Annotated in this window: 8 protein-coding genes; 4 read left to right on the forward strand and 4 right to left on the reverse strand. The window is 69.6% G+C overall.

Annotated features, from left to right (window positions below; translation table 11 throughout):
- Window positions 1-297, forward strand: a 297-nt coding sequence (locus J7E89_RS34020; RefSeq protein WP_214979256.1) for a transposase, incomplete at its 5' end; no start/stop codon positions are given.
- Between the two features lie 25 nt (window positions 298-322).
- Here J7E89_RS34020 and J7E89_RS34025 read toward each other — a convergent pair.
- The 4 genes from J7E89_RS34025 to J7E89_RS34040 all read right to left on the reverse strand — a co-directional run bounded on the left by J7E89_RS34025 (window position 323) and on the right by J7E89_RS34040 (window position 4463).
- Complete coding sequence (locus J7E89_RS34025) at window positions 323-595, reverse strand: transposase (RefSeq protein WP_308315691.1); 273 nt, start codon at window positions 593-595, stop codon at window positions 323-325.
- A gap of 97 nt (window positions 596-692) precedes the next feature.
- Window positions 693-2090 carry a trehalose-6-phosphate synthase gene (locus J7E89_RS34030; protein WP_214979258.1) on the reverse strand — a complete coding sequence of 466 codons (1398 nt, stop codon included), beginning with the start codon at window positions 2088-2090 and terminating at the stop codon, window positions 693-695.
- 186 nt (window positions 2091-2276) lie between these two features.
- A complete protein-coding gene (locus J7E89_RS42180) occupies window positions 2277-3527 on the reverse strand; it encodes an MFS transporter (protein WP_214979260.1) in 1251 nt (416 codons plus the stop codon).
- Between the two features lie 162 nt (window positions 3528-3689).
- A complete protein-coding gene (locus J7E89_RS34040) occupies window positions 3690-4463 on the reverse strand; it encodes a thiamine biosynthesis protein ThiG (RefSeq protein ID WP_214979262.1) in 774 nt (257 codons plus the stop codon).
- A gap of 154 nt (window positions 4464-4617) precedes the next feature.
- On the opposite strand from J7E89_RS34040, the gene J7E89_RS34045 reads away from it, so the two are divergent.
- The 3 genes from J7E89_RS34045 to J7E89_RS34055 form a co-directional block, all read left to right on the forward strand.
- Window positions 4618-6087 carry an MFS transporter gene (locus tag J7E89_RS34045; RefSeq protein WP_214979264.1) on the forward strand — a complete coding sequence of 490 codons (1470 nt, stop codon included), beginning with the start codon at window positions 4618-4620 and terminating at the stop codon, window positions 6085-6087.
- The gene (locus tag J7E89_RS34050) at window positions 6084-6653 is read left to right on the forward strand and encodes a YceI family protein (RefSeq protein ID WP_214979266.1); all 570 of its coding nucleotides are present in this window, start codon (window positions 6084-6086) and stop codon (window positions 6651-6653) included. The genes J7E89_RS34045 and J7E89_RS34050 overlap by 4 nt, the downstream gene beginning before the upstream one ends.
- A gap of 169 nt (window positions 6654-6822) precedes the next feature.
- Window positions 6823-14424, forward strand: a 7602-nt coding sequence (locus J7E89_RS34055; protein WP_214979268.1) for a non-ribosomal peptide synthetase, incomplete at its 3' end; no start/stop codon positions are given.

Genomic DNA, 14424 nt, shown 5'->3' on the forward strand with positions numbered 1-14424 from the left:
GTCCTCTGGGAGCGGGCCTGGGCGGAGTTCGTTCCCTTCCTGTCCTTCGACGTCGAGATCCGCAAGGTCATCTGCAGCACGAACGCGATCGAGTCCGTGAACGCGCGGATACGCAAGGCTGTCCGTGCACTCGGACACTTCCCCAACGAGGTCGCCGCGATGAAGTGTGTCTACATGGCCCTCATGTCGCTGGACCCGACCGGCAAGGGCCGCAAGAAGTGGACCATGCGCTGGAAGGCCCCGCTGAACACCTTCCAGATCGCCTTCGACGGCCGCCTCACCCCCACCGACCACTGACAACACCAACAACCAAGATCAGCCGTTAAGTTGACACACACCCCCCTTGACGCTTCAGCTTCTCGGCGTCCTGCCTACGCAAACGCTGCAGTTCCTCCCGCTCGGACTCGCTCAGCGAGCCCGAACCAGAGGCCGTTGCCGACGCCTTCCTGGCTCTGGACATCCACGTCCCCAAGGCCCCTTCACCGACGCCCAGATCCCTGGCGACCTGCGCGATCGGCTTCCCCGTCTCCGTCACGATCCGTACCGCGCCCTCACGAAACTCAGGATCGTACTTCCGACGCATCGGTGCTGCCATGACTCAACTTCCCCTGCAGTCACGGCCTCCACGGTACGAGGGAACCTCACAATCCGGTCTCCGTTTCGGTATCACGTACGCGCCGCTGCACGCGCTGTCACAGGCGGAAGACCGCCTCGAGCCACCGCTCAGCGTTCTCCGATCGCAGGAGCGCGTGCCGTTCGCCGGCGCTGCCGCTCCCGGACTCGGTGCCTGCCCGCAGAGCTTCCTCCATCGCGCGACTGGTCTGGTCGATGTCGAACGGGTCGAGGGTGCATGCGAGAGTGCCGAGTTGTTCATGCACGCCCGCGTTGGCAGACAGCAGCAGCGAGGCATTGTCGTCAAGGAGGTACGCGGCCTCCTTCGCGAACAGATTGAGGCCGTCGTACGTGGAGTTGACGACCGCGGCGGTACTCATCAGCAGCGCGGCGACAACGCAGTTCCGGGAGTCACGCCCTTTGCCGGGCTGGATGAGTGTGGCCGCATCCCGGTCCGGCGTACCAAAGCGCTCGTTGATGCGACGGACTGCCTCTTCGGTGGCTAGTTGATAAGCCGCGTGCCGTCCTGCGGCGCGGCTGGGCGGTGTGGCGACGGCGACGAACCAGCACTCCTCCGCCAGCCGCGGGCTGCGCTCCAGGGCGGCTTCGTAGGCGGCGAAGCCGCGGGGCATGTTCTTCCACAGGTCGATCCGGTCGGCCCGTACCATCACGCGTCGACCGGCCGCCATGCCTGCCAGCCGCTCCGTCCAGTCCGCGGTTGCGGGCTCGCCCACCATCGCATCCAGTACGTCGACGTCCAGGGGAAACGGCACGGAGACCAGGTGGGTGGTGTGCCCGCGGTGGGTGACGCTGTTGCCGTCGATCGTGGCCCCCGGCAGGAACCTGGCGCAGCAGGCGAGGAAGGCTTCCGACCAGCGCCTGGCGTGGAACCCGACGACATCGCACATGAGCAGGGATTCCAGGATCCGGGTACGGATGTGCCCCGGCAGGACGGTGAAGTAGTCCGGCTCGCACCATGGGGTGCCCAGGAAGTAGGTGAGCTTGCTTTTCCTGGCCGCCTGCTGGGAGGCCAGGAACTCGGGGACCAGCATGAGGTGCGGGTCGTTGAGCAGGATCAGCTCGTCCGCGTTGTTGGCGGACCGTTCCGTGAGCCGTTTCGCGTACAGCCGGTTCACGGTCTCGTACCCCGTCCAGGCGTCGCTCAGCGCACTGTCGAAGACGGGCTCGCTCGACGTGTCGTGCATGTAGTGCAGGAGGCCGAGCAGCAGTTGGATCGACACCGTGTCGTAATGGCGGCGGCGCAGCTCCTCGTCCAGTCCCACGGGGTGCAGCACGATATCGCCGTCTAGGGTGACCGAATCGGCCAATTCGACGCCCGGAGGTGCCGTGAAGATCCACTCCCCGCCGTGTTTGTTGAGCAATTCGATCAGCATGGGCACGAGACCACCAGGCGAGCGCGGATTGAGCTGCCCGCCTTCCCAACGCGGGCAGCTGTTGCTGCAGGTCAGTATCTTCATGTCAGATGCTCCAGTTCGCGGCGCGAGCCCCACGGGGGCGGGGATAGGGGATATGGGGGGCGGTCGCTCGGCAAGCCGGTGGGAGATCAGTGCCGGGCGAGTCCGGATGTCAGACGGGCGATGGGGGGCCACTCGGGGCTACGGTTTGTGCCTCGGCGGCCTGGGGACGCTCGGCGAGCACGTGCGTCAGTTTTGGACGCGGCGTGCCTCGACGAGCGCGAGCAAGGTCAGCGCCGCGGCGCACAGGCCCAGCACGGAGTAGTCCCATGCGTCGGGAAGCACGGCGGCGAGGGGGGCGATCACCACGGCGGCCGTTCCCATCGTCGCTTCACCGATTCCCTCGACACGAGAGCGCAGCGTATCCGGGACCGAGCTGGTCAACAATGTGCTGGCACCGACTACTCCGGCGTTCCAGCCAAGTCCTGCCAGCACTAGATGGGCGGTCGTCAGCGGTGTCGCGTGGCCTTCGCTGAAGGCTCCCAGAACACAGGCCGCCAGGGAGACAACGGCCCCGGCGAGCACTACCCGTACAGGCCCGTGTCGGTCGGCCAGCCGACCGGTGAGGGGAGCCGGGGCGAACATCCCCACGACGTGCAGGGCAACCAGGAGCCCGACGGCGCCGTGCCCGGCACCGTGTTGGGTGAGGTGTACTGGCGTGATCGTCATGATGCCGACCATGACGAAGTTGGCCCCTGCCAGCGCGCTCAGAGCGACCAAGGTGGCCGACTCGCGCAGCGCGGCCGAGAGTCGGACTCCGCTCCGGATCTCCCGTATGCCAGGGGTCAGTACGCGCGCGGCGCGGCCCAGAAAGGGTATTCGCGGCGTCGATCCCGCGGCCAGGAGCAGGGCGGAACAGCTGAACGCGCCCAAGGCGACCAGGTACAGGCCGGAGAGCCCCGGCAGTCCCACTGCCTGCGCGGCCGAGCTGCTGGGGCCGAGCAACAGCGGGCTTGCCACCGCGCCGAACGCGGTGGCGAAGAACACCACGCCGAGCGCTCTTCCCTGGCTGCCCTCCGCGACCGCCTGGGCTGCCGCGTAGCGGATCAGAAAGATGGACGCATTGGCGGTCCCAAGCAGCGTGCTACCTACGAGCATCACCAGTAAGTTGCCCTGATACGCGGCGAGCACCACGATCGCGGCGCCCACGGCGCCCAGCAACAGCCCGAGAGCCAGGCCGCGTCCTCGGTGGCCGCGGGCGGCCTGGTGCGACACCAGGATCGCGCCCAGGGCCGAGCCGGTCAGGTGCAGGGCCACCGGAAGGCCGGCCACGGAAGCCGTGCCGGCCAGTTCCGTGGCCAGTAACACTCCGGCCGTTCCGCCTGCTGCCAGCCCGATGCCGGCCAAAGCGCTGGCCCCGGCGAGGAACGCTGGAATTCCCTTCCATGGGTTGTCCGACACGGTGACACGTGCGAGCACGCTCAGGGGGCTGGCACTCACGGACCGGCTCCGGTGGTGGGGCTGCCTGCACAGCGGATCAGCATCAAGGTCATCCATTCGCCTGCCGACCGAATCCCGGAGTTCACGGCCGGCTGGTGCGACCCCCTACTTCGGTGCGCGCCTGCCCGAGGCCCTCCAGGCGTATGTCTTTTGGCAGGTGTCTCAGGCGACGAGTGCCTCGGGCATCGGCCCTGACTCGTACGCGAGCTGCCCGGCGGTGGTCGCGTGCCGCATGGCGAGGGCCATCTTCATCGGCTCCTTGGCCTGCACCAAGGCGGTGTTAACCAACGTGGCGGCGGCACCCATTTCCATCGCGAGGGCCACATGCTTGGCGCTGCCGAGTCCGCCTTCGACGATGACCGGAACGTTCACCGCGTCGATGATCTCCTGGATGGGCCCCGGATCGACGATGCCGCGGCCTGACGCCACGGGTGATGCCATAACGCGCAGCGCGGCACACCCAGCCTCTTCGAGTGCCATGGCGGTCTTCAGGTCGGGCAGGATGAACGGCATCAACTCCCAGCCCTTCACCCTCAGTTCGTGAGCTGCCTCCACTGTCTGCCGGTTGTCCGGCACGTTGTCCTCGCCCCGCACGTCCAGCTTCAGGATGCCGATGCCCAGCGAGTCACGCAGGATCCCTGCCGTTCGCAGCGCGCTGTCCTTGGAGCGGGAGAACGAGGTCGTGCCTATCCAGACAAAACGGTCGAGATCGAGCACGTCGTCGAGGTCGGAGAGCAGCAGGCTGCTGCGGCGGTTGTCGGGGTCGACCGTGGTGATGAAGACATCGGCTCCGGTGACTGTGAGCACGTCACGAACCACCTGCACCGAGTCGTACTGCTCGATGCCGACGATCAGCCGGGACCGGAAGGCGTGTTCGCCGATCCTGAGCCACGGTTCGTCGAGGTCGTGGAAGGAGGCGGAACTGTGAATGGTCATGGGTCATTCCCATCAGTCCGGGAGAGGGAGATGCCACGAGGCAACGGGACGTTACATTACACCGTGACAGACAAGAACTGTCATGTCTGTTCGAGGCTGTTGTCAATTTAATCGTCTTCCCTTGTGATTCTCCAGTCACGGCCATACTGTGCACTTGAGTCAACTCACGATGGAGGCCCCGGTGTTGATGAGCGAAGCTCCCGCTGTCAGGGGCAGGGCGGTCGCGGCGGTGCTGCTGGCCGTGCAATTCATGCTGATCCTGGACGTGGCCGTGGTCAGCGTCGCGAATCCGCAGATCCAGCAGGGCCTGCATATTCCAGCCGGTGACCTGCAGTGGACCAGCACCGCGTACACGGTGACCTTCGGCGGACTACTCGTGGTGTCCGGCCGCGCCTGCGACATCCTAGGGCGGCGCCGGCTCTTCCTGGCGGGTACTGCATTGTTTACCCTCAGTTCGGCAGTCTGCGGGTTGGCCCAGCAGGACTGGCAACTGTTCGTCGCCCGGGCGGTCCAGGGTATTGGCGCGGCCATGGTCTCCCCGGCGGCGCTGTCGCTCCTGACCACGAGCTTCGCCGACCCGGAGAAGCGCAACCGGGTCATGGGGTTGTGGGGCGCGGTGGCCTCTGGCGGCGCGGTGGCCGGCCAATTGGTCGGCGGCGTGCTGACCGATACCTGGGGCTGGCGTTGGGTGTTCCTGATCAACCTGCCGGTCGGCGTGCTGGCAATGCTGGCCGGCCGCTACGTACTACCCCGGGACGAGGAACGGCGCACCGCGGCCCTGGACACCGCGGGGGCTGTGACCCTGACCCTCGGCACCGTGCTGGCGGTCTTCGGCATCAGCCGAACTGCCGAACATGCCCTGGACGCGTTGGCGGGGGTCTCGTTCGCGGCCGCGGTCGTGCTCCTGGCAATGTTCGTCCGGCGCGAGCGGCGGCACGACGACCCGCTGGTCCGGTTTGGCATCTTCCGCAACCGCAGCCTAGTCGGCGGCAACCTGGTCTCGGTGCTGAACGCTGCCGCGGCGCTGACCACGATCTTCTTCACCAGCCTCTACATGCAGCACGTGCTGAACTATTCACCGTTCGTCGCCGGGCTAGCCTTCGCGCCGGTGACGCTGGCGATCCTCGGCGTCTCCAGTCTGACTGATCGCCTGGTCGCCGCCTTCGGCGTCCGCACCCTGCTCGCGGCCGGTGCCGTGCTGACCGGCGCCGGCCTGCTGGCGCTGTGTGCGATGGCGGTCGACGGCAGTTATTGGACCACCGTACTGCCCGGTCTAATGCTGCTCGGAATCGGGCAGGGACTGGGCTTCGCCCCCGGGATGATCGCGGCCACCGACGGGGTGCCCGATGACGAACAGGGTCTCGCCTCCGGGCTGGTGACCACCTCTCAGCAGCTCGGCGGCGCGGTGGGGTTCGCCATCTTGGCCAGCGTGGCCGCCTCGGCGCTGCCCGCTCCGGACAGCGCCGATCCAGTGGCCCTTATCCACAGCTACCGGGTCGGCTACCTCGCCGGGCTGGTGGTTCCGGCGCTCGCGCTGGTGGCAGCGCTCACTCTGACCCGCGGCCGCGCCGCCGGCCCGGCCAGCACTATCAGCAGCACTAAAGCCAAGGGAGAAACAGTATGACGCTCGCTTCCGTCGTGCCCACCGGTCTGGTCGCCGGGACTTGGAGCATAGAAACCTCCCACTCCGAGGTGTCATTCACCGTGAAGCACCTAGGCCTGTTCAAGGTGCGTGGCTCGTTCACGGCGTTCCAGGGGGAGATCACGGTCGCCGACGGCATCGAGGCCTCGACGGTGGAGGTTGAGGTCGACATGACGTCCGTGGACACCCGGGACGCCAATCGTGACACCCACCTGAAGTCGGCGGACTTCTTCGACACCGATAAGTACCCGGCGATGAACTTCCGTTCGACGGGCCTCCGATTCGAGAATGGAGGCGCCGTCCTGGTGGGCGAGCTCACGATCCGTGACACCACCCGCCCGCTGGAGCTGGCCGTCGAGGCGGCCGGCGTGCTGCAGGACCCGATGGGCATGACGCGTACCGGTTTCTCGGCCCGCGGTGAACTCACCCGCAGCGACTACGGGATCACCTTCAACATGCCGCTCGGGGACTCGGGCGTCATGCTCAGCGACAAGGTGCAGATCCAGCTCGACATCCAGGCGGTACTCAAAGCCGACGCCGCGAGCTGATCCGCGGCGCTGCCGCGCGACCGGGGCGTGCCCTAGCGGGCACGCCCCGGTCGCTTTTTTGGTCTCCCGCGAGGTCGCTCGACTCCCTGCATGACATTTTTGTTGACTACATTGTCATGTGTATCTAGAGTCGCATGACAGCACGGCTCCGGAGACGAGAGAGGGCGGCATGCGAATCCCGAACGGCCTGACGCACGCACCCGAGACACTTGCCGACCTGCTACGGCAACGGGCCGATCAGCAGCCCGCTCACGAGGCGTTCACCTTCCTGCCGGACGACCCCGCCACCGGTGAGTCGACCCGTGTCACGTACGAGGCGCTGAACGAACGTGCCCGGCAGCTGGCAGCCGCGCTGCACGCCGGGGGAGTGCAGCGCGGCGACCGGGCGATGCTGCTCTACGCCCCGGGCCCGGACTACCTGGTGGCGTTCTTCGGATGCCTGTACGCCGGCGTCGTCGCCGTGCCGGTCTACCCGCCGGACCTCCAGCGCTGGGAGCGCGGCGTGGAGCGTCTGCGGGCCGTGGCCCGTGACGCCGAACCGCATTGCGTGCTGACCACTGCAGGGATCGCCGCCTTGGCCCGCGACCTGCTCGTCCAGCGAGCGCCGGAGCTGGGCCGGATCGAGTGGATGAGCACCGACGAGCTGCCGACGCAGGAGCACAGCACGCTGCCGGAGCTCGGCCCGGACAGCCTGGCCTTCCTGCAGTACACCTCCGGCTCCACCTCGGACCCCAGGGGCGTACGCCTCACCCACGCCAACCTGCTCCACAACCTCGGGCTCATCGGCGACTTCTTCGAGCTGGACGCCCGCAGCAAGGGGGTCATCTGGCTGCCCCCCTACCATGACATGGGGCTCATCGGCGGTGTCCTGGGTCCGGTACACGGCGGCTTCCCGGTCACCCTGCTTTCCCCCATGGCCTTCCTCACCGACCCCATGCGTTGGCTGCGCACCATCTCGGAGACCGGGGCCACCGCCAGCGGCGGGCCCAACTTCGCGTTCGAACTGTGCGTGCGCCGCGCCACGCCGGAGAACACCCACGGGCTCGACCTGTCCCGCTGGCAGGTCGCCTTCTGCGGCGCGGAGCCGATCCGTCCGTCCACCCTGGAGCGCTTCGCCGAGGTCTTCGCACCGTTCGGCTTCCGCCACGACTCCTTCTACCCGTGCTACGGCCTGGCCGAGGCGACGCTGATCGCCACGGGCGGCCGACGCGGCGCGCCCCCGGTGGTACGGGAGTTCGCGCGCGATGAGCTGGCCACCGGCAAGGCCGTGCCCGCCGCCGACGGCCGTACCTTGGTCGGCTGCGGGACCGGCGCGCCCGACCAGCAGCTTCGGGTGGTCGACCCGGAGACCCGGCTGCCGGTCCCGGACGGCACGGTCGGCGAGGTGTGGCTCAGCGGCCCCAGCGTGGCTTCCGGCTACTGGAAGCCGGGCGAGGCTGACCGTGACACCTTCGCGGCCCGCCTGGCCGGCGTGGACGCGGATGCCACCGCCTGGCTGCGCACCGGCGACCTGGCCTTCGTGGACGCGGGCGAGGTCTTCGTCACCGGCCGCCGGAAGGATCTGATCATCGTCCGCGGGCGCAACCACTACCCGCAGGACCTTGAACTGAGCTCGGAAAACAGCCACCCGGCGCTGCGTCGTGGCGGCGCGGCCGCATTCGCAGTGCAGGACGACGGCACCGAGGCCGTGGTCCTCGTCCAGGAGGTCGACCGACGGTACGACGGTGCCGACTGGGACGAGCTGGCGACGGCGGTACAGCGCGCGGTCGCGGCCGAGCACGACCTCGCCATCCGGGACGTCGTGCTGGTCGAGGCCGGTGTAGTGCCGAAGACGTCCAGCGGCAAGGTGCAGCGCCGGGCCTGCCGGGCCGCGTTCCTCGACGGGGAGTTGACCCGGCTCGGTGCTGCTCCCCAGGCAACGCCCCCGGTCGGCGATTCCGGGGAGCGCACCCCGGAGACGTGGCGCGCGCTGCCGGCCGCGTCGGTGGGCGAGGCCCTGCAGGAGCGGATCCGGGCGATGCTCGCGTTGCGGACCGGCACGGCCGTCCCGTCGGAGGCGGTGGAGGTTCCGCTGCCCGCGCTCGGTGTGGACTCGCTCGGCGCGGTCGAGCTGATGCAGGAACTGCGCACCGAGACCGGGACCGACCTGCCGGTGTCCGCGCTGCTCGGCGGGACCGTCGCGAGTCTGGCGGCCGAGATCGCGGACCGGATGCGCACGGGGTCCCCGGCCGTGCCGGACATGAATGCGCAGCAGGGACGGGCGGGCACTCCGATGACTGCGGGCCAGCAGGCCCTGTGGTTCCTGCAGCAGCTGGAGCCGGAGAGCACGGCCTATCTGATCGCCCGGGCGGTCCGGCTGGACGGCGCCCTCGACGTCGAGGCGCTGCGCACCGCCTTCGGCCTGCTGACCAGTCGGCACGAAGCGCTGCGGACCTGCTTCCCGTTGGAAGGCGACCAGCCGGTGGCCCGGGTCCGGGGCGACGCCGCACCCGACTTCGACGTCCGCGACGCCCCTGGACTCTCCGCCGACGCGCTCGCCGCAGAGTTGAGCTGGGCTGCCACCGAGCCGTTCGACCTTGCCCACGGCCCGCTGCTGCGGGTGCGGCTGCTGCGCATGGCTCCTGACCGCCACCTCGTGGTGCTGACCGCCCACCACCTCGTGGTGGACCTGTGGTCGCTGTCGGTGCTGGTCGCGGAGTTGCGGGAGTGCTACCGCGCGGCCCGTGCGGACGGCGCCGACCCGCTGCCGCCCGCCCCCTCCTTCTCCGACTTCGCCCGCTGGCAGGAGCTCCGCGCCAACGATCCCTCCCGCGAGCGCGACTGGCGGTACTGGCGCAAGAAGCTCGCCGCGCCGCTCCCGGAGCTCAGCCTGCCAGCGCCCGTGACGCCCGTGACGCCCGAGGCCTCGCGGGCGGCGACGGCGAACTTCGCTCTCGACGGCGCCCTGGCCGCACGCGTCCGCAGGTACGCGGCGGAGTCCGGCACCACCGTCTTCACCGTGCTGCTGGCGGCCTACACCGCGCTGTTGCACCGGCTCACCGGTCAGGACGATCTGGTGGTCGGCACCCCCGTGGCCACGCGCGAATGGACCGGTTCCCCGGACTTCGTCGGCTACGCAGTCAACTCGGTGGCGATTCGCAGCGATCTGACCGGCGGCCCCAGCTTCGCCGACCTCGTCGCGCAGACCGCCGACACCCTCGGGGCTGCTCTGGATCACCGGGATCTGCCCTTCCCCACCCTGGTGGAGCAGTTGCAGCCACATCGCACCATCGGCCGCTCCCCGGTGTTCCAGACCATGTTCGTGCTGCAGAACCTACGGGCTGCGCAGCAGAACTCGCTGACCGCTTTCGCGGTCGACGCACCGGACGCCGCCCTGGAGTTCGACGGGCTCCGCGCCAGCGCGGTGCCCCTGCCGGCTGTGGACAGCCAGTTCGACCTGAGTCTGGTGCTCGCGCCCGACGCGGACGCCCTGCGCGGGCGGATCGAGTACGACCCCTCCCGCGTGGATACGCACGTTGCGCAGGCCGTCGGCGAGCGGTACGCCACGCTGCTGCGCGGTGCGCTGGACGCCCCGGGCGGCCCGATCGCCTGGCTGTCCGGCCTGACCGAGGCGGAACGCCGGCTCACCCTGGAGGAGTGGAACCGCACCGAGCGCGACTTCGGGGACGAGACCTGCCTGCACCAGCTGGTCGTCGAGCAGGCGGCCCGTACCCCCCACGCGCCGGCCCTGCGACACGGCACCACGGTCCTGACCTACGCCGAACTCGAGGAGCGGACCGTCCGCCTGGCCGACCGGCTGCGCGGTGCCGGAGTGGGGCGCGGCGACCGAGTGGCGGTGTTCCTGGACCGCGGCCCGGAACTGGTCACGGCCCTGCTGGCGGTGCTGCGGACCGGAGCGGCGTACGTGCCGCTGGACCCCCGCTACCCGCACACCCGTCTGACCGCGATCCTGGCGGACTCCGGCGCGTCCGTCGTGCTGACCGCGCACGCCTTGCGCACGAACATGCCAAGCACTGAGGCGACCGTGCTGCTGGCGGACGCGACCGCCTACGACGGTGTCGGCGCGCAGTCCGCCGACGGCTCCCCCGGGCCGACCTCCGGGGACGCCGCCTACGTGCTGTTCACGTCGGGCTCGACCGGTCGGCCCAAGGGGGTGGCCATCGCCCACCGCAGCGCGGTGAACCTGGTGCGCTGGGCGCTGGAGGAGTTCCGCAGGGAGGACCTCTCGGGCGTCCTCGCCGCCACCTCCGTCAGCTTCGACCTCTCTGTCTTCGAGCTGTTCGTGCCGCTCGCCTGTGGTGGCACCGTCATTCTTGCCGAGAACGCGCTCAGCCTGCTGGACCATCCGGCCCGGGACCTGGTGACGCTGGTCAACACGGTTCCCTCGGCCGTGGAGGAACTGCTCGACAACGATGGGCTGCCGCGCACCGTCCGCGTGGTGAACCTCGCCGGCGAGGCGCTCGCTCCGGAACTGGTCGCCCGCATCCGCGCGGCCGGCACTCCGGATCGGGAGGTTTACAACCTCTACGGCCCCTCGGAGACGACGACCTACTCCACCTTCGTCCGCCTGGTGGAGGGGGATGGGGTGTCGGTGGGTGGTCCGGTGGCGAATACGCGGGTGTTCGTGCTGGATGGTGGGTTGGCTCCGGTGCCGGTGGGTGTGTGTGGGGAGTTGTTCATCGGTGGTGCCGGTGTGGCGTGGGGGTACTGGGGTCGGTCGTCGTTGACGGCGGAGAGGTTCGTGCCCGATGTGTTCGGTGGTGGTGGGGGGCGGTTGTACCGGACCGGGGATGTGGTGCGGTGGCGGTCGGATGGGTGTTTGGAGTTCGTGGGGCGTGCTGATCATCAGGTGAAGGTGCGCGGTTTCCGTATCGAGCTGGGTGAGGTAGAGGCGGTGGTGCGGGGGCATGCGGGGGTGCGTGCCTGTGTGGTGTCGGTGGTGGGTTCGGGTGTGGGGGCTCGGTTGGTGGCGTATGTGGTGCCCGGTGAGGAGGGGGGTGGTGAGGGGTTTGTTGCGTCGGTGCAGCAGTGGTGTCGCGGGCGGTTGCCGGAATACATGGTGCCGTCGGGTTGGGTGGTGTTGTCGGCTTTGCCGCTGACGCCGAACGGCAAGGTGGACCGTGGGGCGTTGCCGGATGCGGGTGGTGGGCCGGCAGTGGTGGCCGATTTCGTGGCGCCGGTGTCGGAGACACAGTGTCGGGTGGCGGTGTTGTGGCAGGAGTTGCTCGGGCTGGAGCGGGTGGGTCTGCGGGACAACTTCTTCGATCTGGGCGGCCACTCCCTCCTCGCCGCCAGGACGGTGGCCCGGCTGCGCGCGGAACGCGGGACCGAGATCCCGCTCGGCATGCTCTTCGCGCTCCCCCTGCTGGGAGACTTCGCCGACCGCTTGGACGAGTTCACTAGCGCACCTGCGCGTCCCGCTGCGATCGAGGCCCCTGGCCGCCGCGGCGACGAGGCGTACGAATCCCGCGCCACCAACGCGCAGGAGCGGCTGTGGTTCCTGCAGCAGCTCGACCCCGGCGCCGGACGCGCGTACCACCTGCACGGCACCTGCAGGGTCGACGGACCGGTGGATCGGGTGGCGTTGCAACGTGCCCTCAACGACATGGTGCAGCGCCACCACACTCTGCGGACACGGTTCCAGCGCGTGGCCGCGGAGTTGCGGCAGATCGTCGAGCCTCGCACAGGGGTGGTTCTCGGCGTCGCCGACCTGCGCGGTCTGCCTGCCGAACGACGTGAGGACGCCGTCCGGGCGGCAGCCCGCGAGCAGGGCCAGCGTCCCTTCTCGCTGGGCCGGGCGCCGCTGCTGCGGGCCACCCTGTTCCGGCTGGGCGCGGCAGAGCACGTTCTCGCCGTCACCACGCATCACATTGTCTCCGACGGCTGGTCCGTGCAGGTCCTGGTCCGTGAGCTCATCGAGCGGTATGAGCACCACGTGGCGGGCGGGCCGACCGAGCCGGAGCAGCCGCGTCTGCAGTACGCCGACTACGCCGAGTGGGTGCGCACCGAGGCCCGCAGCGACCGGCTGGCCGAACAGCGTGACTACTGGGCCTCGCAGCTGGCGGGACTCCCTGACCTGCAGATGCCCACTGACCGGCCCCGGCCGGCGGTGCAGAACTTCCAGGGTGCCACGGTGCGCTTCCCGGTCCCGGGCGAGCTGGTCCGGGCCCTGCGGCAGCGGTGCCGGGACGAGGACGTCACGCTGTACATGGCGACCCTGGCCGCCTGGACTGTCGTGCTGGGCCGGCACGCGAACCAACAGGACTTCGGCGTCGGCACGCCGGTGGCGAACCGGCCGCTACCGGAACTCGAGTCGCTGATTGGGTTCTTCGCCAATACGGTGGTCATCCGCGCCGATCTCACCGAGGGGCTGAGCGTCCGCGAGCTGCTGCAGCGGCTGCGCGCCGTCTGCCTGGACGCCTACGCCCACAGCGAGGTCCCGTTCGAGTCGCTGGTGGAGGCCCTCCACCCGCACCGCACCCCCGACCGCAACCCACTCTTCCAGGTGATGTTCGGGCTGCACGAGGCCGAGCTCGGGCCGATCCGGCTGGGGGAGGCGACGCTCACGCCGCTGCAAGACGACCCGGAGGGCGCCAAGTTCGACCTGTCGCTCTTCCTGACGCAGGACGGCGAGCAGCTGCAGGCAATGCTGGAGTACCGCACCTCGCTGTTCGACGCGGCCACGGTGCGCCGGCTGCAGCAGCACTTCCTCGCCGCGCTGGCGGCGGTGGCGTACGAGCCGGACTGCCCGGTGGACGAGGTGCCCCTGCTCTCGTCCGAGGAGCGGGAGCGGATCACCGTCGAGTGGAACGACACCCACACAGCGGTTCCCGAGCCACTCCTAGTGCCGCTGAGGCTGGCTGAGCAGGCCGCCCGCACCCCGCAGGCTGTCGCCCTGGAGCACGCGAGCGGCAGCCTGACCTACCGCGAGCTGTGCCAACGGGTCGAGCAGATCCGCCGTGCACTACGCCGGCAGGGAGTGGGGCATGGCGACCGGGTCGCCGTTTGCCTGGAGCGCGGCCCGGACCTGGTGTCCGTCCTGCTCGGGGTGCTGGCGTGCGGAGCCGCCTACCTTCCGCTGGACCCGCACCACCCGGACGACCGGCTGGGGTACGTCCTCGCCGACGCCGAGCCGAAGCTGGTTGTACTGGAGGACCCGGCCGCGCCCTTCGCGGCGGGTCTGGCCACGTTCGTGCCGCCGCCGGCGCCGGAGGACCGGCCGGCCGGCCTCGCGCCCAGCGACGTCGCGCGGGAGTGGTGCGGCGACGTGGATCCGCAGGACCTCGCCTACCTGATCTACACCTCGGGCTCGACCGGCCGGCCCAAGGGGGTAATGGTGCCGCACGGTGCCCTCGGTAACTTCCTAACCGCGATGGCCGCGCAACTGCCCCTGAACAGCGACGACGTGTTCGTGGCAGTGACCACGCCCTCGTTCGACATCGCCGCGCTGGAGCTGTTCCTGCCGCTGACGCTCGGGATGCGCACGGTGTTGGCCCCGTGGGAGCACACCACCTCGGGAGCCGAACTCGCTGGCCTGCTGGCCCGCTCCGGAGCCACCGCGATGCAGGCCACCCCGGTGACCTGGCGGATGCTGCTGGACGCCGGCTGGAGAGGCCCCGCGAACTTCGTCGCGCTGTGCGGCGGAGAAGCACTGCCCGCCGACGTCGCCGTAGAACTGCTCCACGTCGGCGTCCGGCTGTGGAACCTCTACGGCCCGACCGAGACCACCATCTGGTCCTGCGCGACCGAGCTGGTGGAGGGGGATGGGGTG

The sequence above is a fragment of the Streptomyces sp. ISL-100 genome (assembly GCF_018614615.1).
GTDB lineage: Bacteria > Actinomycetota > Actinomycetes > Streptomycetales > Streptomycetaceae > Streptomyces.

Bases quoted from the DNA above. Each gene is read 5' to 3' on its own strand.
- J7E89_RS34025 (WP_308315691.1), bottom strand. From the start codon at position 595: ATGGCAGCACCGATGCGTCGGAAGTACGATCCTGAGTTTCGTGAGGGC.
- J7E89_RS34030 (WP_214979258.1), bottom strand. From the start codon at position 2,090: ATGAAGATACTGACCTGCAGCAACAGCTGCCCGCGTTGGGAAGGCGGG.
- J7E89_RS34040 (WP_214979262.1), bottom strand. From the start codon at position 4,463: ATGACCATTCACAGTTCCGCCTCCTTCCACGACCTCGACGAACCGTGG.
- J7E89_RS34050 (WP_214979266.1), top strand. From the start codon at position 6,084: ATGACGCTCGCTTCCGTCGTGCCCACCGGTCTGGTCGCCGGGACTTGG.